This is a genomic window from Streptomyces bugieae, from assembly GCF_036352915.1.
Lineage (GTDB): Bacteria > Actinomycetota > Actinomycetes > Streptomycetales > Streptomycetaceae > Streptomyces > Streptomyces endophytica.
In genome coordinates this window covers 744516-765066 of sequence record NZ_JAZBJP010000002.1, presented here as the reverse complement: position 1 = coordinate 765066, position 20551 = coordinate 744516, and the positions used below count along the sequence as shown (strand labels likewise).

23 protein-coding genes and 1 pseudogene are annotated in these 20551 nt (G+C 72.9%); 13 read left to right on the top strand and 11 right to left on the bottom strand.

Annotated features, from left to right (window positions below):
* Nucleotides 1–30: 30 nt before the first annotated feature.
* Together V2J85_RS08545 and V2J85_RS08540 are read right to left on the bottom strand one after the other, a co-directional pair.
* Nucleotides 31–732: a hypothetical protein gene (locus V2J85_RS08545; protein WP_330821108.1), complete on the bottom strand. Its 702-nt coding sequence runs from the start codon at nucleotides 730–732 to the stop codon at nucleotides 31–33.
* A 121-nt stretch (nucleotides 733–853) separates the two neighbouring features.
* Nucleotides 854–1501: a TetR/AcrR family transcriptional regulator gene (locus V2J85_RS08540; protein ID WP_330821107.1), complete on the bottom strand. Its 648-nt coding sequence runs from the start codon at nucleotides 1499–1501 to the stop codon at nucleotides 854–856.
* 64 nt (nucleotides 1502–1565) lie between these two features.
* Between V2J85_RS08540 and V2J85_RS08535 the strand changes: the two genes are divergently transcribed.
* Nucleotides 1566–2342 (top strand): alpha/beta fold hydrolase, encoded by a 777-nt coding sequence (locus V2J85_RS08535; RefSeq protein WP_330821106.1) that lies wholly within the window; start codon nucleotides 1566–1568, stop codon nucleotides 2340–2342.
* A complete protein-coding gene (locus V2J85_RS08530; protein WP_261954126.1) occupies nucleotides 2339–2812 on the top strand; it encodes an SRPBCC family protein in 474 nt (157 codons plus the stop codon). The genes V2J85_RS08535 and V2J85_RS08530 overlap by 4 nt, the downstream gene beginning before the upstream one ends.
* A 33-nt stretch (nucleotides 2813–2845) precedes the next feature.
* Here the strand turns inward: V2J85_RS08530 and V2J85_RS08525 are convergent, their stop codons facing one another.
* The 3 genes from V2J85_RS08525 to V2J85_RS08515 all read right to left on the bottom strand — a co-directional run bounded on the left by V2J85_RS08525 (nucleotide 2846) and on the right by V2J85_RS08515 (nucleotide 5652).
* On the bottom strand, nucleotides 2846–3583 hold the full coding sequence (locus tag V2J85_RS08525; protein ID WP_261954125.1) for a class I SAM-dependent methyltransferase: 738 nt from the start codon (nucleotides 3581–3583) through the stop codon (nucleotides 2846–2848).
* A gap of 51 nt (nucleotides 3584–3634) precedes the next feature.
* Nucleotides 3635–4183 (bottom strand): DoxX family protein, encoded by a 549-nt coding sequence (locus tag V2J85_RS08520; protein ID WP_261954124.1) that lies wholly within the window; start codon nucleotides 4181–4183, stop codon nucleotides 3635–3637.
* Between the two features lie 206 nt (nucleotides 4184–4389).
* A complete protein-coding gene (locus V2J85_RS08515; RefSeq protein WP_330821104.1) occupies nucleotides 4390–5652 on the bottom strand; it encodes an alpha/beta hydrolase family protein in 1263 nt (420 codons plus the stop codon).
* A 127-nt stretch (nucleotides 5653–5779) separates the two neighbouring features.
* On the opposite strand from V2J85_RS08515, the gene V2J85_RS08510 reads away from it, so the two are divergent.
* Nucleotides 5780–6517, top strand: coding sequence for a ribonuclease H family protein (locus V2J85_RS08510; RefSeq protein ID WP_315975425.1), 738 nt, complete (start codon nucleotides 5780–5782; stop codon nucleotides 6515–6517).
* Here V2J85_RS08510 and yczE read toward each other — a convergent pair.
* Nucleotides 6516–7208 (bottom strand): annotated as a pseudogene (gene yczE / locus V2J85_RS41610) (membrane protein YczE); the annotation flags it as partial. The gene V2J85_RS08510 and the pseudogene yczE overlap by 2 nt on opposite strands.
* Before the next feature lie 155 nt (nucleotides 7209–7363).
* Here yczE and yczR point away from each other — a divergent pair.
* Complete coding sequence (gene yczR / locus V2J85_RS08500) at nucleotides 7364–8851, top strand: MocR-like transcription factor YczR (protein ID WP_330821103.1); 1488 nt, start codon at nucleotides 7364–7366, stop codon at nucleotides 8849–8851.
* Here the strand turns inward: yczR and V2J85_RS08495 are convergent.
* On the bottom strand, nucleotides 8808–9608 hold the full coding sequence (locus tag V2J85_RS08495; RefSeq protein ID WP_261954120.1) for an alpha/beta fold hydrolase: 801 nt from the start codon (nucleotides 9606–9608) through the stop codon (nucleotides 8808–8810). The two genes, yczR and V2J85_RS08495, sit on opposite strands and share 44 nt — an antisense overlap.
* Nucleotides 9609–9849: 241 nt before the next feature.
* On the opposite strand from V2J85_RS08495, the gene V2J85_RS08490 reads away from it, so the two are divergent.
* The 6 genes from V2J85_RS08490 (at nucleotide 9850) to V2J85_RS08465 (ending at nucleotide 15509) form a co-directional block, all read left to right on the top strand.
* Nucleotides 9850–11244: a tetratricopeptide repeat protein gene (locus tag V2J85_RS08490; protein WP_261954119.1), complete on the top strand. Its 1395-nt coding sequence runs from the start codon at nucleotides 9850–9852 to the stop codon at nucleotides 11242–11244.
* Nucleotides 11245–11272: 28 nt separating this feature from the next.
* The gene (locus V2J85_RS08485) at nucleotides 11273–11671 is read left to right on the top strand and encodes a DUF4345 domain-containing protein (protein WP_261954118.1); all 399 of its coding nucleotides are present in this window, start codon (nucleotides 11273–11275) and stop codon (nucleotides 11669–11671) included.
* 61 nt (nucleotides 11672–11732) lie between these two features.
* On the top strand, nucleotides 11733–12359 hold the full coding sequence (locus V2J85_RS08480; protein WP_330821102.1) for an alpha-ketoglutarate-dependent dioxygenase AlkB: 627 nt from the start codon (nucleotides 11733–11735) through the stop codon (nucleotides 12357–12359).
* A 171-nt stretch (nucleotides 12360–12530) separates the two neighbouring features.
* Nucleotides 12531–13106, top strand: a complete 576-nt coding sequence (locus tag V2J85_RS08475) for an AMIN-like domain-containing (lipo)protein (protein WP_261954116.1) — start codon at nucleotides 12531–12533, stop codon at nucleotides 13104–13106.
* A gap of 173 nt (nucleotides 13107–13279) precedes the next feature.
* On the top strand, nucleotides 13280–14512 hold the full coding sequence (locus V2J85_RS08470) for an FAD-dependent oxidoreductase (protein WP_330821101.1): 1233 nt from the start codon (nucleotides 13280–13282) through the stop codon (nucleotides 14510–14512).
* 94 nt (nucleotides 14513–14606) lie between these two features.
* On the top strand, nucleotides 14607–15509 hold the full coding sequence (locus V2J85_RS08465) for an aminoglycoside phosphotransferase family protein (RefSeq protein WP_261954114.1): 903 nt from the start codon (nucleotides 14607–14609) through the stop codon (nucleotides 15507–15509).
* A gap of 45 nt (nucleotides 15510–15554) precedes the next feature.
* On the opposite strand, the gene V2J85_RS08460 is transcribed toward V2J85_RS08465, so the two are convergent.
* Genes V2J85_RS08460 through V2J85_RS08450 form a run of 3 tightly spaced genes read right to left on the bottom strand, consistent with a single transcriptional unit; the run spans nucleotide 15555 to nucleotide 16445 of the window.
* Nucleotides 15555–15779: a helix-turn-helix domain-containing protein gene (locus V2J85_RS08460; RefSeq protein ID WP_261954113.1), complete on the bottom strand. Its 225-nt coding sequence runs from the start codon at nucleotides 15777–15779 to the stop codon at nucleotides 15555–15557.
* Nucleotides 15779–16276 carry a DUF2975 domain-containing protein gene (locus V2J85_RS08455; RefSeq protein WP_330821099.1) on the bottom strand — a complete coding sequence of 166 codons (498 nt, stop codon included), beginning with the start codon at nucleotides 16274–16276 and terminating at the stop codon, nucleotides 15779–15781. The genes V2J85_RS08460 and V2J85_RS08455 overlap by 1 nt, the downstream gene beginning before the upstream one ends.
* A gap of 31 nt (nucleotides 16277–16307) precedes the next feature.
* On the bottom strand, nucleotides 16308–16445 hold the full coding sequence (locus tag V2J85_RS08450) for a hypothetical protein (protein ID WP_261954111.1): 138 nt from the start codon (nucleotides 16443–16445) through the stop codon (nucleotides 16308–16310).
* A 145-nt stretch (nucleotides 16446–16590) separates the two neighbouring features.
* On the opposite strand from V2J85_RS08450, the gene V2J85_RS08445 reads away from it, so the two are divergent.
* The 3 genes from V2J85_RS08445 to V2J85_RS08435 are packed head-to-tail and all read left to right on the top strand — an operon-like array spanning nucleotide 16591 to nucleotide 19439.
* The gene (locus V2J85_RS08445) at nucleotides 16591–16800 is read left to right on the top strand and encodes a ferredoxin (protein WP_261954110.1); all 210 of its coding nucleotides are present in this window, start codon (nucleotides 16591–16593) and stop codon (nucleotides 16798–16800) included.
* Nucleotides 16790–18160 carry an NAD(P)/FAD-dependent oxidoreductase gene (locus V2J85_RS08440; RefSeq protein WP_261954109.1) on the top strand — a complete coding sequence of 457 codons (1371 nt, stop codon included), beginning with the start codon at nucleotides 16790–16792 and terminating at the stop codon, nucleotides 18158–18160. The genes V2J85_RS08445 and V2J85_RS08440 overlap by 11 nt, the downstream gene beginning before the upstream one ends.
* A 46-nt stretch (nucleotides 18161–18206) precedes the next feature.
* Nucleotides 18207–19439: a cytochrome P450 gene (locus V2J85_RS08435; protein WP_330821098.1), complete on the top strand. Its 1233-nt coding sequence runs from the start codon at nucleotides 18207–18209 to the stop codon at nucleotides 19437–19439.
* Between the two features lie 139 nt (nucleotides 19440–19578).
* Here V2J85_RS08435 and V2J85_RS08430 read toward each other — a convergent pair whose 3' ends face one another.
* Nucleotides 19579–20214: a CAP domain-containing protein gene (locus V2J85_RS08430; protein ID WP_261954107.1), complete on the bottom strand. Its 636-nt coding sequence runs from the start codon at nucleotides 20212–20214 to the stop codon at nucleotides 19579–19581.
* Between the last annotated feature and the right edge of the window lie 337 nt (nucleotides 20215–20551).

The window sequence follows — 20551 nt, the reverse complement described above, 5'->3', positions numbered from 1 at the left end:
GTCACGCGGGAGGCGGCACCGGCGGATGCGTCAGTGCTGGACCACGAACGCCCGCCCGCGCTTGGCGCCGGCCCCGCACGACGCCTTCTCGGCGGCGGTCATCTTGCGGGTCTTGACCGTCACCGCGTTGCTCTGCCCGTCCGTCCCGTTGGTCGCGGGACCGGTCACGGTGTCCGGCACGAACCAGTAGTAGTGGCCCCACTTCGGGCTGTCGTAGTGCGTCTGCCAGGTGCCGGAGACGGTCTGCATGACCTGCGCGCGGGAGATCCAGCCGACCTCGCCGGGCTTGACGGTCATGGTGAGGGAGCTGTTCTCGGTGTGCGAACTGGACCAGGTGTGGCTGTACGTCGCGGTGACGCTCAGGTCGATCAGGTCGGCGATCTTGCCGCCGACGGTCACCGAGACGCCCGCGGAGTCCGTCGAACCCACCGTGTCCGACCAGCCCATCGACTGGGTGGCGTCCGAAGTGCTGCAGTTGAAGAGCGAGTCGGAGACCTGGTGGAAGTTCCCGAGGTACGCCTTGCCGAGCACCGGCTCGTTGAAGCTGCACTTGCCCTCGCCGGAGGCGCAGTCCGCCATGAGCTGCTCGCGCGTCGGGTCGTCCGCCGCGACGGCCGGTGCGGCCATCGCGGTCACGAGTCCCAGCGCCACCGCGGACAGCACCGCTCCCCGGCCCGCCGACCGTATGCCGCCGCTCGTCCGCGCTCTCTTCTGCCGGTTCGTCGTGCTCATGCGCGCCCGCTCCTCGTGTCTTTCGTCCGTGTCCGTCGCTGTTGCGTCTGAGACTGGTGTGAAAACTGATTCAACTACACCAAGAATTCGTAAAGTTGTAGTTGAGGGCGCAACAGACCATTTAGGGGGCGTCCGGAGTGCCTGCCCCTTTGAGGACGGTGCGGACGGCGTGGGACACGAAGTCCTGGTCCAGCGGGAGTTGACGTAGCGTCAGGCGGAACCAGGCGGCGCCGGCCAGCAAGTCCACCAGCAGCGTGGGATCGGCGTCCGGTGCGAGTTCGCCGCGGGCGACGGCCCGTTCGAAGACCGGCAGCTCACGCGCGAGCCGGTCGGCGAAGAACTCCCTCATGTGGCCCGCGAGTTCGGGGCTGTGGGTGACGGCACCCAGCGTCGCCACCGCGATGTCGCAGGACGGCGGTGCGGTGAGGAGGGTGACGATCGCCCCCAGCAGGGCCTCCAGGTCGCCCTGGAGGCTGCCGGTGTCGGGCAGTTCGAAGTCGAGCCGCCGCGCCCCGATGAGCGCGGCACCCAGGAGGGCACCCTTGGACGGCCACCAGCGGTAGATCGTGGTCTTGTTGACACCGGACCGCTGGGCGACGCCCTCGATGGTCAACCCCTCGTAGCCGTGGGCCGCGAGCAGGTCCAGCGTCGCGTCGAAGATCTCCTGCGCCTTCCGCGGCCCGCCGGCCCGCCTCCCGTCGGGGTGCCCGCTGCGCTCATCCCCTCCGGTCCGCCACCCACGTCCGCCCTGCCGCTCGCTTCCGCTCATGGGGGAAGCCTAGCAGTGAAAAACAACGCAACGTTGCGTTGCATTTCCTGTTAGCGTGCCGGGCATGAAACCACCCTCGGAAGCCGGGCTGCCCCTCGTCTTCGTCCACGGCATGCGCGTCAGCGGCACGATGTGGCACCCCGTGATCCACGCCATCGGCACCCGCCATCCCGCGGTCGCACCCGACCTGCCGGGCCACGGCTCCCGGCGCGGCGAACCGTTCACCCTGCCCGGCGCCGTGGCGGCGGTCGCCGACGCCATCGACGAGGTCGGCGGCCGGGCGATGCTCATCGGCCTGTCCCTGGGCGGCTACGTCGCGACGGCCACCGCCGCCCGCCACCCGGAACGCGTCAGCGGGCTGATGGCGATGGGCTGCACCGCCGTACCCCGAGGGGTGCTCCGCACCGCCTACCGCGGAGCGGCACGCCTCGGGGGCAGGCACCCCGAGGCGGCCAACCGGCTGAGCGCCTACGCCTTCCGCCGTGCGCTCCCCGCCCCGCTGGCCGAGGCCATGGTCGCCGGCGGTCTGAGCAGCGAGCTGATGCCGAGCATCATCGAGACCGTCTGCGGGATGGACCCGGTGTCCCTGCTCTCGGCCTATCCCGGCCCGGTCTGGCTGGTGAACGGGGCCCGCGATCAGCTCCGCCGCGACGAGCGCCGCTTCCTCGCGGCATGCCGGGACGGCCGCCTCGTCGTCCGGCCGGGCTGCGGACATCTCTCCGTCCTGTCCGACACGGCCGCCGTCACCCGCCAGATCCTCGACGCCGCCACGGTCGTGGCCGCCCGCACCGACGCCCCCACCACCGCAGCCGGTACTGCGCACGAAGGAGCCGCACGATGACCGCACGGGAATGGACCGCAGAGGAGTCCCTGGAGTGCGCCGCCCCGCCGCACGTCCTCTACCAGGCCGTATCGGACCTCCGCCGGATGAAGGAGTGGAGTCCGGAAGTCATCGGGGTGTGGCGGCACGGCGACCGGTTCGTGGGCTTCAACCGCCGGGCCTTCTGGGTGTGGTTCACCCAGTGCCGGATCGTCGTCGACGAACCCGGCCGGGAGTTCGCCTTCGACGTCGCCACCTTCGGCCTGCCGGTGGCCCGTTGGGGCTACCGCTTCGCCCCGGCGGCGGACGGCGGCGGAACCCGGGTCACCGAGTACTGGATCGACCACCGGCGCGGCGGATGGCGCTCCCGGATCGCCGAAACGCTCGGACTGCTCTTCACCGGCACCCCGGCCGGCCGGCGCGCCACACGCAACCGCGCCGGTATGCGGTCCACGCTGCGACGGCTGTGCGCGGCCTGTCAACTCCCTTGATCCTGCGGACAGTTCCGGGCCGGGTGCGGGCCGTCACACCGCCTCGGCCCGGGTGGCCACCACGAGCCGGCACCGGGGGCTGCCGTCCGGGCGCCGGCCGAGCTCCGGCAGGGCGTGCAGCCGTACGGCGAAGCCGGCGCGCGCCAGTTCCGCACGGACGTCACTCAGCCGGAACGGCCGGTAGTACATGACGAACGGTGGGTGCCACAGCGCGTTGCGGACCCGCATCACCGCGTCGAACCCCGCCAGCATCCAGTACGCGGCCGACCCCGGCCGGGACGGCGCCGCGATCGGGAACGCGAACCGGCCGCCCGGCCGCAACACGGAGCGGACCTGCGCGAACAGCCCGGGGCGCTCACCCGGCAGGAAGTGCCCGAACGCCCCGAAGCTCACCACGAGGTCGAAGACCGGCCCGAACGGCAGGGCCCGCGCATCCGCGCGCACCCACTCCATCCGTGGCGCCCGGGCGGGCACCGTCTCCCGGGCGCGGCCCACCGCGAGCATCCCGGCGCTGATGTCGACGCCGGTCACCCGCTCGCGGCACACCTGCCGCAGGACGTCCATGCCCGCGCCCGTACCGCAGCACAGATCGAGGCCGCTCCCGAACGGGCCGAGCTCGCGCAGCGCCCGCGACACCGGAGCCAGCACCGACTCCGGCGTCCGGAACGGCGTGTGGTCGAACTTCGGGGCGAGCAGGTCATAGCCGTGCTCGACGGACGACAGCGCCTGCACGGCGAGTTCACGGAACGTGGGACCTTCGGGTGCGAACATCCGCCTCAGCATAGGTCCGTCCACGGTCGGCGGGGCCGGTCCGGCCCGGCGTCACAGGCCCAGGAGCTGTACGAGTGCGGCGCCCAGGCCACCCACCCCCAGGGCGAAGGCCGCACAGCCGAGACCACCGTCCCGCCACCGGAACGGCCGGTCCAGTGCGAAACGCCCCGGCCCGATCGCGGCGATCGAGAGTGCGACCGCACCGAGGCACAGCGGGTACTCGATGCCGCCGTCGGTCGTCCAGAGCCCGTGCGGAACGCCGAGGATCATCGCGTTGATCATCACGCCGATGACGGCGGCCGCGGCGAGGGGGGTGAACAGACCGGCCGCGAGCCCGAGGCCGCCGAGGAATTCGGAGGCGCCGGCCAGGCCCGCGTAGAACCTGCCCGGGTGGAAGCCGAGGGCGGCGAAGGCCCTGCCGGTTCCGCCGAGCCCGTAGCCGTCGTAGAAGCCGAAGAGCTTCTGGGCGCCGTGGCCGGCCATGAGGAGGCCGACGGTCAGGCGCAGGAGGAGCAGACCGAGGTCCGCGCCGAGCGGGGGAGAGCGAAGGGCGTCGGACCGGGCCTGTACGTCCGGCCGCCGCTCAGCGAGCAGTCTCATGATGGTCTCGATTCCGGCACCGGCGCGTCGGGTGCCGCGGTGTCGAACACCGGCGCCGGTGCGCTCACAGTGGGAACGTCGAGATAGGTGGAGCCACGTCGGTCTGTGCCGACCTGTCGAGTGCTGTGTCCGGAGGAGGCCGGGCGGGTTCGGGCCCGGGCCCCTACGGCCGATGGTGCTACGCCCGGCGGCCCCTGCCTAGAGGCTCAGGAAAATTTCCTTTCCTGTTCAAGAGCGCCGCCCGGCCCCGGCAGCGCGGCCCCGGAATCGATGCCCAGCCGTGCGTCGAGCCAGTCGAAGACGCGCTGCTCGAAGCGGGCGCGGCCGATCGGTTCGCAGTGCAGGTGGGCGCCCTCGGCCTCGGTGAAGCGGATCAGTTCCCTGGGGCCCGGCAGGGCGTCGAAGAGGCGTGCGGACGCGCCGGGCCAGAAGTGCTCGCCCTCGGGGTCCGTGATGAGCAGCGGGGTGGTGATCCGGTGGACCACCGGCAGCACGGTGTACCGGGAGACCTCGGTGAGCAGGTCGAAGGGCGACTCGACGCCGTACGGTTTCGCCCGCCGGCGCCACCTGGCGGCCAGCTCGGGGGACTCCGCCATGGCCTCGCGCAGCACGCGGTCGAAGGTCTCGCGGTCGCCGGATTCCCACAGTACGCGCAGGTCAGGGCCCAGATTCGGCCACCAGCTCGCCACCACCTCGACGACCCCGGGATCGGCGACCGCGGCGGCGATGCGGTGCTCGAAGGCGAGCGCCCGGGGCACCCAGTAACCGCCCTGGCTGATCCCGGCGAGGACGAGCCGCTCGGCGTCGACGTCGGCCCGCGCGGTCAGGAAGTCGACGACCGGCGTGATCACCTGCTCCCAGTCGGGGCGGAAGGTGACCCCGTGCTCGAACAGCAGGGACTGCTGGCCCGGCCCGTCGAAGAGCAGGGTGCGGTACCCGCGCTCCACCGCGGGCGCCCCGAGCAGCGTCCAGGCGGCCGAGACCGGGCCGTCGCTGCCGTTGTTGACGATCACCGTCGGCAGCCTTCCCGTACGGTCCGGCGGGCCGAACAGGTAGCCCGGCAGCGTGCGGTCCTCGTAGGGGATCGTGACGCGCTCGGCCGGCGGGTCCCCTGCGGCCGCGAAGCGGTCGAAGCAGATGCGGTGCTCCGCGAAGAGCTCGCGGAGCCGGGCTTCGGGGTCCGGGCAGGCATCGACGGCCACCAGCGCCATGCCGAAGTATCCGGCCGCCCGGAGGTACGCGTCCCGGGCGCTGACCGCCCGCCCCTGGGCGGCGCACTTCTCGGCCCGCTCGCGGACCCTGCGGCCGAGACCGCCCCAAGCCCGTACCCAGGCCTCCCCGTCGCCCCGGGTGAGGGTCGCGGCGGTGGACAGCACCTCACCCACGTCCGCACCCCGCCGCCATGCCGAGCCCAGCGCGAGCAGGATCTCGTAGTTGAACTGGTCGTTCGCGCCGAAGCGGTACGTCATGGGGCTCTCCCGTGACGGAGGCATCCGTTCCACCCAGCCTAGGAGCGGCCATCGCACCGCGCCCGGCGTCGCCCGCGGAGCGCTCACCGCAGCCCGGACGACTTCGCCCCACGGCCCCTGACCTGGCATGATCGCGGGCATGGCTGAACGCGTGATCGCCGCATGTGACGGCGCCTCCAAAGGAAACCCCGGGCCCGCGGGCTGGGCCTGGGTCCTCGCCGATGCCGGGGAGACCGTCGTCCGCTGGGAGGCCGGTCCGCTGGGCACCGCCACCAACAACGTCGCGGAGCTCACGGCGCTGGAACGCCTGCTCACGGCCACCGACCCGGCCCTGCCGATGGAGATCCGGATGGACTCCCAGTACGCGATGAAGGCCGTCACCACCTGGCTGCCCGGCTGGAAGCGCAAGGGCTGGAAGACCGCCGCCGGCAAGCCCGTCGCCAACCAGGAACTCGTCGTCCGCATCGACGAACTGCTCGCCGGCCGCACGGTGGAATTCCGCTATGTGCCCGCGCACCAGGTGGACGGCGACCGGCTCAACGACTTCGCCGACCGCGCCGCCAGCCAGGCCGCGACCGTCCAGGAAGCCGCCGGCAGCGCCCTCGGGTCGCCGGAGCCGCCGGCCGCCGCGGACAGCGCCCGACCGGCCGGCACCCGACGCCGCGCCACCGCCGGCCCCACGGCGAAGACGGCCTCCACACCGCGCCGCCGTACGTCCGGGAATTCCGGCCGCACGCTCAACGCCAAGTTCCCCGGCCGCTGCCGCTGCGGGCGTTCGTACGCGGCCGGCGAACCCATCGCGAAGAACCCGGACGGCTGGGGTCACCCGGACTGCCGCGACGGCGTCGGCGCGGCCGCGGACTGACCGGGCCGCCTTCGGCGGGGCTCCGGTAGACGAACCGGGGCAGGAAGAACTGGGTCGTCGGGCCGACCGCGAGCGCGTACAGCACGGTGCCGGCACCGACGCTTCCGCCGAGCAGCCGGCCCACGACGAGCACGCTGATCTCGATCAGTGTCCGGACCAGCCGGAGCGAACGCCCGGTGGCGGCGGACGCGCCGGTCATCAGCCCGTCCCGGGGGCCGGGGCCGCACCGCGCGCCGACGTAGACGGCGATGGCGAACGCGTTGAGGAGAACGCCGCCGGTGAGCAGGCCGATCCGGGCGGGGAGCCCGAGGTGCCGGGGGAGGAGCCAGAGGCCGAGGTCGGAGGAGCCCGCCAGGACCACGATGTTGGCGAAGGTCCCGAAGGTGGGCCGCTGCCGCAGGGGGATCCACAGGAGCAGGACGAGCGCCCCCACGAGGCCGGTGAGGGTGCCGAAGCTCAGGCCGGTGCGCTCCGCCAGCCCCTCGTTCAGCACGCTCCAGGGACTGAGCCCCAGCCCGGCCCGCACCATGAGCGAGAGACTGCATCCGTAGAGGGTGAGGCCGGCGAACAGTTGGAGCAGCCGCCGCAACGGGTGTTCGGCGAGGGGGAGGTGGGTGAGCGGGGGAGGGGCGGGAACCGTGGCCTTCCCAGGGCGACGATCCCGGTCCGTCGTGGTGATGTCCTGCCGCATGGGCGGTTGCCTCCTGCCGTACGTGACGCCGTACGTCTCCACGTACGGCGTCACCTCCGTCTGCACAGTTGCCTTCCAGGCCCGCTTTCCAGGCCAATGCGGCCACTCTGTAGAGTGATTGGCCCGGACGACACGGCCAATCGCAGGAGAATGGTGTGGTGGACGCAGCTCCGTCCCTGCCCGCGGACCGGGCACCCCGCCCGGGCCGGACCGTGGGGGCCCGGCAGCTCGCCGCGTTGCTGCCCGACCCCGCGGGGGCCCGGCCCGCCTACCGCCATCTCGCCCAGGCCCTCAGCACGTTGATCCTCGACGGCCGCATCGCGCTGCACGCCACCCTCCCCGCCGAGCGGGAACTGGCCGTCGCACTCGGCACGAGCCGGACCACCATCACCGCCGTGTACGACCTGCTGCGCGAGAGCGGCTACGCGCACAGCCGGCAGGGCTCCGGTACCTGGACGGACCTGCCCGAGGGCCGTACCCCGCGCGGCATTTCACGGCTCATCGGCCCGCAGGACACCGCGATCGACCTGGCCAGAGCCGCCCCGGGGCTGCCGCAGCGGACGCTCGTCGACGCCCTCACCCAGATCGCCCCGCAACTGGCCGAGCACGCCCCCACCCCCGGCTACCACCCCTACGGCCTGCCGGACCTGCGCGCCGCCCTGGCCGAACGCTTCACCCGGCGCGGCCTGCCCACCCTCCCCGAACAGATCCTGGTGACCTCCGGCGCCCAGCACGCCCTCACCCTCGTCATCGGACTGCTCTGCCGCCCCGGCGACCGGGTCATGGTGGAGAACCCGTCCTACCCGAACGCCCTGGAGGCCCTGCGCCGCGCCCAGCTCCGTGCCGTGTCGGTCCCGGTGACGGACGAGGGCTGGGACATCGAGATCATCGAGTCCACTCTGCGCCAGGTCGTGCCCCAACTGGCCTATCTGATACCGGACTTCCACAATCCGACCGGCTGCCTGATGCCCGAGCGGGAACGCGTGCGCACCCTGCGCGCGGCCGGGCGCTCCGGCACCTGGCTGGTCATCGACGAGACCCTGGCCGACCTCGCCCTCGACGTCCCCGCCCCGCCCCCGTTCGCCTCGCACGCCACCCCCGGCGGCACCGGGCAGGTCATCACCATCGGCTCGATGAGCAAGACCCACTGGGGCGGTCTGCGCATCGGCTGGCTGCGGGCCCCCGCCCGGCTCGTCACCGAACTCGCCGGCCAGCGCGTCGCCACCGACATGGGCGGCTCCGTCGTGGACCAGCTGCTGGCCCTCACCCTGCTGGCGCAGGCCGGCGACCTGCTGCCGGCCCGCCTGGAACAGCTGCGCCGGCAACGCGCCGCCCTCGCCGAGGCCCTGGCCGAGCACACCCCGCAGTGGACCTGGCGGCTGCCGCCGGGCGGGCTGTCGCTCTGGGTCGACCTGGGCGAGCCGGTCGCCTCGGCGCTGGCGGAACGGGCGCTGGAGCACGGCGTACGGATCGAGAGCGGCGCCTACTTCGCCACCGACCCGGGCCTCTTCGAACAGCGCCTGCGCATTCCCTACACCACGCCGGTGGACACCCTGCGCGAGGCGGTGCAGCGCATGGCCACCGCCCTCGCCGCCGACCTCACGGTCCCGTCCGCCGCCCGTCGGCCCCACTGGGTGGCGTGAGAGCTGCCGCGGTGGCCCGTACGAAGCCCGCCGGATTGTCGAGCATGATGTTGTGCCCGCAGTCCGGGACGGCCACGACCTGCACCCCCGCCCGGACGAGGGCCTCGGCGCCGGGGAGCGGACCGTCGGCCTCCGGCAGCAGGTAGGTGCGCGGGACCGTCAGCTCCAGCAGCAGCTCCCGCATCGTCGGCGAGGTGCCGCGTACGAGGTGGGTGGCACTGCGGTGCAGCGCCTCCCGGCCGGCCAGGCGCATGGTGGACCACCAGTGCGCCCCGGCCCGCTCGCCCACCTCCTCCCAGCCGCCGGAGCGGAACTCCTCCTCGGAGTACGCGGCGATGCCGCGGCTGCCGCCGGTCCCGGGCGCCGGGGTGAGCGGATCGAGGTTGGCGTCGACGAGCACCAGGCGGGACACCAGCCGCGGATGCCGGGCGGCCAGGACGATGGCCACCGAACCGCCCATGCTGTGCGCGATCAGCTCGGCCCCGGCGACCCCGGCCGACTCCAGGGCGGCGGCCAGGGCATCGGCGTGCGCTTCCAGGGTGTAGTCGAAGTCCGTGGGGCGGTCGCTGATGCCGTGCCCGAGCAGATCGACGAGCAGGGAGCGGTGGCCGGCCAGCCGGGGGTGCACCGCCACCTCGGTGAAGTACGGGAGCGACGCGGCGCCGAGCCCGTGCACGTACACCCGGCAGGGCTCGGCCCCCGGCAGCTCCACCCACCGCATCCGGTCGCCCCCGGGCGTCACCGTGGCACTTCGCACGACCTGCTCCCCTCGCAGTGTTCCTCTGGCCCATGTCGGTCCACGCGGCGTGCACGGGATGACACCGCACGCCCGTGCGCACGGTCATTCTCCCGGTCCCCTCCCGCGGCGTTTCCGGAAGGTCCCCGGAACGCCCCGGCTGGGCCGATTCGGCCAGTTCCGGGCGAAGCGCCTGCTGAACCGCGTCCGCGCCGGGGACGATGGTCATCAGCGACGATGTTCCCGGCACCAGGAGCCCTCCATGACCACGGACCGCCACGGGCACGTGATGAGCGACACCAGTTCCGAAGCCCTCGGTCACTACGAACAGGCGCTGGACGACCTGCTCTTCTTCCGGCCGCGGGTGGTGGACTCGGCCCGGGCCGTGCTCGCCGACTCGCCGCGGTCGGTCATGGGCCGGGCCCTCGCCGCGTATCTGGGCGTGCTCGGCACCGAGGAGAAGGACGCGGCCGAGGCCCGCACGGCCTTCCACGGCTTCCTCGCCGATCTGGACGAGGGGAAACTGACGCCCCGTGAGCGGATGCACCTCGCCGCCGCGACGACCTGGCTGGACGGCGATCTGCACGGTGCCGGGCGCATCCTCGGCGACCTCACCGTGGCCTTCCCCCGCGACGTGCTCGCCCTCATCGCCGGGCACCAGCACGACTTCCTCACCGGCGACGCCCAGCGGCTGCGCGACCGGGTCGGCGGGGCCCTGGACGCCTGGGACGCACACGATCCGCACCACGGCCCGCTGCTCGGCATGTACGCCTTCGGCCTGGAGGAGTCCGGCCACTACGAGCGCGCGGAGGAGACCGGCCTGGCCGCCCTCGCGCAGCACCCGGACGACGTCTGGGGCATCCACGGCGTCGCGCACACCTACGAGATGCGCGGACGCTTCACCGACGGCATCCGCTTCCTGGACGACCGCACCGGCAACTGGTCCGGCGACACCCTCCTCACCGTGCACAACTGGTGGCACTACGCCCTCTTCACCCTGGAGACCGGCAACACCGCCCGGGTCCTGGAGATCTACGACGCGTCCCTGCACCGCGACGGGTCCCCGGGCGCGGCGATGGAACTGCTGGACGCCGCCGCCCTGTTGTGGCGGCTCCATCTGGCCGGCGACGACCAGGGCACCCGCTGGGCCCGGCTCGCCGACGCCTGGGAGCGCCGGGCCGACGGCCCGCACTACGCCTTCAACGACGCCCACGCCGTCATGGCCTACGTCGGCGCCGACCGCATCGACCGGGCGGAGCGCCTCGTCAAGGACCGGGAGAACTGGGTGACTTCGGCCCCCGCGGTCTCCAACCGGTGGATGACCGCGGAGATCGGCCTGCCGGTCTGCCGCGCCCTGATCGCCTACGGCCGGCACGACCACGCCGCGGCCGTCGAGCATCTGCTGCCGGTCCGCCACCGCCTCAACGACTTCGGCGGCAGCCATGCCCAGCGGGACGCCCTCCAGCGCACCCTCGTCGAGGCCGCCCTCCGCGCGGGCCGGACGGACCTGGCCCGCACCCTGCTCAGCGAACGCGGCAACCTGCGCCCGGTGTGCCCGTACAACTGGTTCGCCAAGGCCCGGCTCGCCGACCTGCTCGGCGACCCCGCCGGGGCCGCCGCCGCCCGCCGGCGCGCCACCGACCAGGCCACGGCCTGAGCCGCACGAGACGAAGGGGGTAACGGTCATGGATCGAGCGCTCAAGTGGCTGGTGTGGGCCATGGGAATCGCCTGTGTGGCGATCGGGGCGTTCCATCTGGTGCTGGGCATCGCCTCGGTACCGGGCGAGGGATCGGCCGGTGCGACCGTGGACAGCCGGGAGCGGTTCTACAACGCGATCTTCCTCGGGTACGGACTGGCCTGGATCTGGACGGCCCGGCAGGCACCGATCCCGGCGAAGGCGGTGCGCGCGCTCGCCGGGATCTTCCTGCTCGGCGGGATCGGCCGGCTGCTCTCGCTGGCGGTGCACGGTCCGCCGCAGTGGTTCCAGGTCCCGTTGACCGTCCTGGAGCTCGTGCTGCCGCCGGTGTACTTCTGGCTGGCGGACGCGGACGAGCGGACCCGGGCGGCGACCGCGGAGCCCTGATCAGTGACCCGGCCGGACGGGTGGCAGAACAGATTTTCGAATCTCTCGGTAGGCTGGAGGCATGGGCACGCAACTCCAGGGCTCGCTCTTCGACCAGACCGACGAGATCCGTCTCGGCCCGCTGCGCGGCATACGCCGGACCGAGCTCGGTGACGGGGCCTGGATCGATCTGCTGCCCGGCTGGCTGAGCGGCGCGGACGCGCTGTTCGTACGGCTCGCCGCGGACGTCCCCTGGCAGGCCGAGCGCCGCCAGATGTACGACCACGTCGTGGACGTCCCGCGGCTGCTCGCCTTCTACCAGGCCGACGACCCCCTGCCGCACCCCGTCCTCACGGAGGCCAGGGCGGCGCTCTGCGCCCACTACGCCGACGAGCTGGGCGAACCGTTCACCACGGCCGGGCTCTGCTACTACCGCGACGGCCGGGACAGCGTGGCCTGGCACGGCGATCGCACCGGCCGCGGCCGCCGGGCGGACACCATGGTCGCCATCCTGTCCGTGGGCGTGCCCCGGGACCTGCTGCTGCGGCCGCGCCGCGGCGGCGGCACCGTACGGCGGCCGCTCGGGCACGGCGATCTGATCGTCATGGGCGGCTCCTGCCAGCGGACGTGGGAGCACGCCATACCCAAGAGCACCCGGGCGGCCGGACCGCGGATCAGCATCCAGTTCCGGCCACACGGCGTGCGCTGACCGGCGGCCCGTCCGATGACCCGCGACACGGCTCCGCACCCGGCCGGCGACCCCGTTTTCACGACAACTTCCGCCGCGCGCTGACCGGAATGCGTCCCTGGGGCAACGTCCGTGCCGTCCCGTCGGTCCTACCGCGCGGACTTCATCCATCACCTTCCTTTGGGGGCAGAAATGCGACGGTTGGCGACAGCGGCCACGGTGGTCGTCCTGACGGGCGCCGGGGTGCTCGGGACGGCCGGAATGGCCGGCGCCGCGACCGGCCCGGTGGGCACGCACGGCACGGTCACCGCCTGCACGACGAACTGGGGGAGCCTCGACAAGACCGCGACCGAGGCGAACGCCCAGCCGCTGAAGAACATCACCACCAGCCAGAACACCTGCTACGACCGCATGGTGTTCGACATCGGCGGCGCCACCGGCAAGGTCGGCTACCACGTCGGCTATGTCGACGCCTTCCACCAGGACGGCTCCGGCGAGCAGATACCGGTCCAGGGCGGTGCCATCCTGCAGGTCTACGTCTCCGCCCCGAGCTACGACCCGGCGACCGGCAAGCAGACCTACGCCGGGACGGCCGGTAAGCCGCTGCCGGGCGTGAACATCAGCGGATACCGGACCTTCAAGGACACCCGCTTCGGGGCGAGCTTCGAGGGCCAGACGCAGATCGGCCTGGGCGTGCGGGCCAAGCTGCCGTTCCGGGTGCAGCAGTCCGGCAACCAGCTGATCGTGGACGTCGCCCACACCTGGTGAGCCGGCCTCCCGCGGTGAAGCGGTAAACCACGCTCCGGCACGGCGGACCCCGGGGCCGGCCCGGCCCCGGGTCTGGCCACCGGGGCGTCCGGGCATATATGCCTGTGCCGATGCCCGTGCGCAGTCTGGTGCGGGTGTGGCGGACCCGGGAATTCCGCGGAAGGAGCGGTGCGATGGAACGGACCACGTGCTGTGTGGTGGGCGGCGGCCCCGCCGGAATGGTCCTCGGCCTGCTGCTGGCCCGGGCCGGCGTGGAGGTCACCGTCCTGGAGAAGCACGGCGACTTCCTGCGCGACTTCCGCGGCGACACCGTGCACCCCTCGACGCTGGCGCTGCTGGACGACCTCGGCCTGGGCAAGCGGTTCGCGGCCCTGCCGCAGCGGCGGGTGACGACCGTTCAGCTGCCGCTCGGGCCGGGCCGTTCGCTGGTCACCGTCGGCGACATCGGGGCACTGCCGGGCAGATTCAACTACATCGCGATGGTGCCGCAGTGGGACCTCCTCGACCTCCTGGCCGACGAGGCCCGGCAGGAGCCGTCGTTCTCCGTCCGCATGAGCACGGAGGCGACGTCGTTCCTCATGGAAGGGGGCCGGGTGTCCGGGGTGCGGTACCGCACCTCCGACGGGCGGACCGGGGAACTGCGGGCCACCCTCACCGTGGCCTGCGACGGCCGCGGCTCGCTGGCCCGGACGCTGCCCGAACTGGGACGTGAGGAGTTCGCCTGCCCGATGGACGCCTGGTGGTTCCGGCTGCCGCGGCGGGACGGCGATCCGCACGGGCTCGTGGGCGGCGTCGGCGACCGCTTCCTCACCGCCATGATCGACCGCGGCGACTACTGGCAGTGCGCCGGGCTGATCCCCAAGGGGACCGACACCGAACGCCGTGCCGCCGGCCTCGACGCGTTCATGGACCAGTTCACCGCCGCCGTTCCCTGGCTCGCCGACCGGGCGCACGCCGTGCGGTCCTGGGACGAGGTCAAACTCCTCGATGTGCGCCTCGACCGGCTCCGGCGCTGGCACCGGCCGGGGCTGCTGTGCATCGGTGACGCCGCGCACGCGATGTCACCGGTCTTCGGCATCGGCATCAACCTCGCCGTCGAGGACGCGGTGGCCGCCGCCCGCTACCTCGTCGAACCGCTGCGCGCCGGGACGGTGGGCCTGTCGGACGTCCGCGGTGTCCAGCGCCGCCGGTGGCCGACGACGGTGCTCACCCAGGGTCTGCAACGGGTGGCGCACGCCCGGGTCATCGAGCCGGTGCTGACCGGCCGGCCCCCGTTCGGCCATCCGCGGCGCGCCGAGCGGCTGGCCGAACTGCTCACCCGGTCCCGGTGGTTGAACCGGGTGCCGGCGTACTTCCTCGCCTACGGCGCCCTGCGCGAACGCCCGCCGGCCGCCTCGGTGCGCTGACCGGCGCGCCGCACCGACCGCATCGCCGGCCGCGGCGAGGTCCTCCCGAAAAGCGTTTGACGCCCGCCGCTGTCCGGCGGTCGGATGGCGTCCCATGAGCAGCACAGGGCAGAGGCGCCCCGGCCCGTACCCCCTCGACGACGACCTCGTACGGCGGCTGATCGCCGGGCAGTTCCCGCACTGGGCGGAGCTGCCGGTGGAACGGTTTCCGTCCGGCGGCACGGTCAACGCCATGTACCGGCTGGGCGACGACCTGGTCGTACGGCTGCCGCTGGTGGAGGGCGGGGCCCCGGACATCTCGCTGGAGCAGGAGTGGCTGCCCCGTCTCGCGCCGCGGCTGCCCATGGCCGTCCCCGAGGTGCTCGCGGCCGGGGAGCCCGCCGAGGGGTATCCGTGGCCGTGGTCGGTGTACCGGTGGCTGGCGGGGGAGAACCCGCAGGCGGGCGCGTTGGGCGAGCCGGTTCTGTTGGCCAAGGATCTGGCCGGGTTCGTGACGGCGATGCGGAGCCTCACCCTCCGCGGGGCGCCGGCGGCCTACCGCGGCGGGCCGCTCGCCTCGCTCGACACGGCGACCCGGGCGGCCGTCGAGGAACTGCGCGGGATCCCGGAGGAGGCCGTGGACTGCGACGCCGTGGCCGCCGTGTGGGAGGACGCGCTGTGCACCCCCGGCTGGGACGGGCCCCCGGTCTGGCTGCACGCCGATCTGATGCCGGGCAATCTGCTGGTGGACGGCGGCCGGCTGACCTCGGTGATCGACTTCGGGTGCATGGGGGTGGGCGATCCGGCCTGCGACCTGTTCCCGGCGTGGAACCTGCTGCCGGCCGACGCCCGGAAGGTGTTCCGCGAGGCGCTGGACGTGGACGACGCGACCTGGACCCGCGGCCGGGCGCGGACGCTCTCCCAGGCGCTGATCGCGCTGCCGTACCACCGGCGGACCAACCCGACGATGGCGCACAACGCCCGGCATGTGATCCGGGCGGTGCTGGCGGAGGGCTGAGGTGCCGGGGGAGGGCTGAGGCCACCGGCGGAGGATCGAGGTTCCTCAGCCCTCGTCCGTGTCGTCGTCGGGCACCCAGCGCAGCACGTCGCCCGGCTGGCAGCGGAGCGTGCGGCAGATCGCGTCGAGCGTGGTGAACCGCACCGCCTTGGCGCGGCCGTTCTTCAACACGGCGACGTTGGCGGGCGTGATGCCGACGGCGGCGGCGAACTCGCCCACCGACATGTGGTGTCGGGCGAGCTGCACATCGAGGTCGACGACGATCGCCATCAGACCACCTCGGCCATCTCGGTCTGCAGATCCGTCGCCTTGCGCAGGAGGCCGCGCATGACGACGACGAGCATGGCGAACGCCGCTCCCACGCCGACGCTCGCGAGCGCGGCACCCAGGGCGCCGATGACCTGCATGCCGTCGCCGGGCGAAGGGATCTCGGCCAGCGCCAGATGCCCGGTGACCCCGAGCGCCAGCAGCGTCGCCACGACCGAGGCCCCGATCAGGGTGTCGACCCAGCGGAAGGCGCGCGGGCTGAAGAGCGCGTCGCGCCGGACCATGGCGAGCAGCATCCACACCGCGACGAGCGCGACCTGGACGCAGGCGACGCCGACGACGGCGACCGTCACATACGGCGCGGCGAACGGGGCGTAGGGCGGGAAGCGGTCGACCTGATCGGCCGCCGTCGTCGGGATGACCACGATCTGGCCGAAGAGGCCGACCAGGATCGCCGCGACGATGCCGGCCCGGAGCGCGAGGATGAAAAAGCGATGCATCGATCGATTGTCGATAGATTTCGATCGAAAATCAATCGGCGAGGGCCCCGACGCCGTCGAGGACGCACCGCAGGCCGAACTCGAAGCCCTCGTCCGGCCCGGTGTCCTCCGCCTCGATCACCCGGCGGGCCGGCTGCGGGTACCCGCCGCCCTCGATGACCTCGCGCATGTACGGGCCGACGCTGGCCCCTCCAACGGCCCCGCTCCACCTGCCCCGCTCCGCGACGCGCGGTAGACAGGGACGACGAGCCAACGCCCACCGCGCGCATGCGGACGTGCCGGGACTACGGGGTGAGAGGAGTGGCAGCGGACCGATGAACGTCGTCGTCGACCTCAATCGCTGTCAGGGGTACGCGCAGTGCGCCTTCCTCGCCCCCGAGGTGTTCGCCATGCACGGCGAGGAAGCCCTGCTGTACCACCCGGTCGTCCCGGACGGGCAGCAGGAACGCGTGCTGCGGGCGGTCGCCGCGTGCCCGGTGCAGGCCATCCTCGTGGGAGAGGAGGCCGGTACCGGTGAACGGTGACCCCCGCGACGGCCGGATCGTCATCGTCGGTGCCTCGCTCGCCGGGCTGCGGGCCGCCGAGACGCTGCGCGACGAGGGCTTCGCCGGCTCGCTGACCCTGATCGGCGACGAGGCCCAGCCGCCGTACGACCGGCCGCCGCTGTCCAAGCAGGTCCTGCTCGGCCGGGTCTCCGCGGGCGACACCGGGCTGCCGCGGCGCCGCCCGGTGGACGCCCACTGGCGGCTCGGCGTACGGGCCACCGGGCTCGACCCGCTGGGCAAGCGCGTGCTGCTCGCCGACGGCACGGAGGAGCCCTACGACCGGCTGCTGATCGCCACCGGAACCCGGGCCCGGCCCTGGCCGAACCCGGAAGAGGCCGCCCTGGAGGGGGTGTTCACCCTCCGCACGAGCGGGGACGCGGCCGGGCTCGCCGCGCGGCTGGACGCCGGGCCGCGCCGCGTCCTGGTCATCGGCGCCGGCTTCACCGGCTCGGAGATCGCCTCCGGCTGCATCGAGCGGGGCCTCGCGGTGACCGTCGCCGAACGCGGACCGGCGCCGCTCGTCGGTGCGCTCGGTGGCACGCTGGGCGCCCTCGCCGCCAAACTGCAGCGCGCGCACGGCGTCGACCTGCGCTGCGGGGTGACGGTCACCGCCCTGGAGGGCGACCGCGCCGGGCGGCTCATCGGCGCCCGGTTCTCCGACGGCACGCGGATCGACGCCGATGTCGCCGTGGTCGCCCTGGGCGCGGTCCGCAACACCGAGTGGGTGGCCGAATCCGGCATTGCCGCCGGGCCGCGCGGGGTCACCTGCGACGCGGGCTGCCGGGCGTTCGACATGTACGGGATCGTGACCGACGACGTCTTCGCGGCCGGCGACGTGGCGCGGTTCCCGCACCCGCTCTTCGAGTACCAGCTGCTGTCCCTGGAGCACTGGGGCAACGCGGTCGCCCAGGCCGAGGTGGCCGCCCACAACATGGTCAACCCCGGGCCGCGCCGGCGCCCGCACCTGACCGTACCGGCCTTCTGGTCCAGCCAGTTCGGCCTGAACATCAAGTCCGTCGGCGTCCCCACCTTCTCCGACCAGGTGGTCATCGCCCAGGGCTCCCTCAAGGAGCTCCGGCTGGTCGCCGTCTACGGCTACCGGGGGCGGGTCACCGCGGCGGTGAGCGTCAACCAGGCCAAATCTCTGGAGTACTACCAGCGCCTGATCGAGACCGCGGCGCCGTTCCCGCCCGCGCCGGGCGCCGCCGACCAGGGCGAGTCCCCGGCCCCGGTCCCCTCCGACGTCCCGGACCCCAAGGTGCTCTCGCACGGCCCGACCGTCGCCCTCACCGGCCATCTGCCCGACCGTCGCCTGACCCTGGTCCAACCGGGCCGCTGAGACCACGGACGGACCACCGTCCCCCACCGCGTGAGGAGCCCCGCCCATGGCCGCGGACCCCGAGACCCTCATCGAGCGGATCACGGACTACGCCAGCCGGCCCGATCCGTACCCGCTCTACGCCGAACTGCGCGAGCACGGAGTGGCCCGGCAGCAGAACGGCAGCTACCTGGTCGGGACGTACCACGAGATCACTGCCCTGCTGCACGACCCGCGGATCAGTTCCGACCGCCGCAACCGCACCGAACCCGACGAGGCGGGCGACGAGGAGCAGGGCATCCCGCCGTCCTTCATCGGCCTGGACGACCCCGAACACCACCGGCTGCGCAGCCTCGCCATGCGCTCCTTCGGGCCGCCCCACAATCCCGGCCGGATCGACGCCCTGCACGGCGAGATCACCCGCATCGTCCAGGACCTGCTCGCCCAGCTCCGGACCAGGGACCGCATCGACCTCGTCGACGAGTTCGCCTACCCGCTGCCGGTGACCGTGATCTGCCGGCTGCTGGGCGTACCGACCGAGGACGAGCCGACGTTCCGCGGCTGGTCGGACACGATCGTGTCGGGGCTCGACCCCGCCCGGGGCGCGGATCCCACCGAACGGCAGCGCGCGGCCGCCGACGCCCGCCGGGCGATGGGCATCTACCTCGGCGAACTCGCCGCATCACGCCGCGGCGACCCCGGCGCCGACATGCTCTCCGCGTTCGCCACCGACCCGGGACCCGACCACGGCGGCTTCAACCAGATCGAAATCATGACGACCGCCGTGCTGCTGCTGATCGCCGGCCACGAGACGACCGTCAACCTGATCACCAACGGCATGCTCACCCTGCTGCGCCACCCCGAGGCGCTGGAGCGCCTGCGCAACGAGCCGGCGCTGATGCCGCGGGCGGTCGAGGAACTCCTGCGCTACGAGCCGCCGGTGCAGATGCTGCCGCAGCGCACCCCGCTCGCCGACATCGAGATCAACGGCGTCACCGTCCCGCGCGGCGCCCCGCTGATCCTCGTGCTGGCGTCCGGCAGCCGCGACCCACGGCGGTTCCCCGAACCGGACCGGTTCGACCCGGGGCGCGAGGACAACCAGCACCTCGGCTTCGGCGGCGGCGTCCACAGCTGCTTCGGCGCCCCGCTGGCCCGGCTGGAGACCCAGGCCGCGCTCACCGCCCTCATCCAGCACCTCGACGCCCCCCGGCTCGTCGAGGACCCGCCCCCGTACCGCCGCAGCCCCGTCCTGCGCGGCCCCCGGCACCTGCTGATCGATCACGACCGGGCGGGTGGCTGAGGACCGCGCGGAACGCGGCGGAACATCGGAACGGCGAGACCTGGGACCGGAGGAATTCAGCCGGCCGTCATCCGGCCGTTCCGGGACTGCCTCATCCGGCCCTGCTGGGACTGCCGCATCCGGCCGTTCCGGGACTGCCTCATCCGGCCGTGCCGAAGTCCTGTGTCCAGTAATCCCCGGGCTGGGCGAGGCCGACACCGAGCTCCTTGAAGGAGCAGTCGAGGATATTGCGCTTGTGGCCGGGGCTGTCCATCCAGCCCTTCATCACGCTCTGCGGCGAGGAATATCCGTAGGCGACATTCTCGCCGTACGCGCTCCACCGGTACCCGGCGCGGGTGATCCGCTGGCCGGGGTCCGACCCGTCGGAACCGGTGTGGGACATGTTCCGGTGCGCGGCCATGTCCTTGCTGTGGTCCTGCGCCGCCTTCGTCAGCTTCGCATTGAGCTTCAGCGGGGAACAACCGGCCTTGCTGCGCTCGCTGTTGACCAGCTTCAGGATGCTGGCCGCGGTGCCGGAGGCCGGCGCGCCGCTCGCCGTCGCGCTCGGCGTCGCGGCGGCCTTCCGGGTGGTCCCCGCGCTCGGCTTCGCGTGCGATCCGGCGCTTCCCCAGTGGTGGTGGCGGTGGGCGTTCCCGTGCCATTTCCCGTGGCCCCAATGGCCTTCACCCGGTCCGTTCAGGCATGCCATGGCGGCGGTCGGCACGGCGAGCGCGCTGACGGCCAGGGCGCCGATGGCTATTTTCCGGTAATGCCTCGTCCGGCGGTGCTTCGTCATCGATGACCTCATTCGGTAATGGGGGTCGTCATTTTTGGAAAGCCCCGGCGCATAAGGCAAGGAAAGCGGGAGGTGGTATCTACTAATGCGTTTAGTAGTGCGAGTCGGCCCTTGTCGCCGGCGGTGAGGTGTGCTGCCGGGTGCGGCCAATTCCCGGGAATGCCTGTCACCCCGTCAGAAGGGCCGTCATGCTCGTCTCGTGGGGACGAAAGGCCGTCGGGCCGCAGGCCGTCCGCGCATCCATGGGGAATCGCCGCCTCAAGGCGGACAAATCCCCTATGTCGGTGGAAGGGATTGCTACTAGCCGGCTTAGTGGCGGCCGGGGGAGGTTATGGCG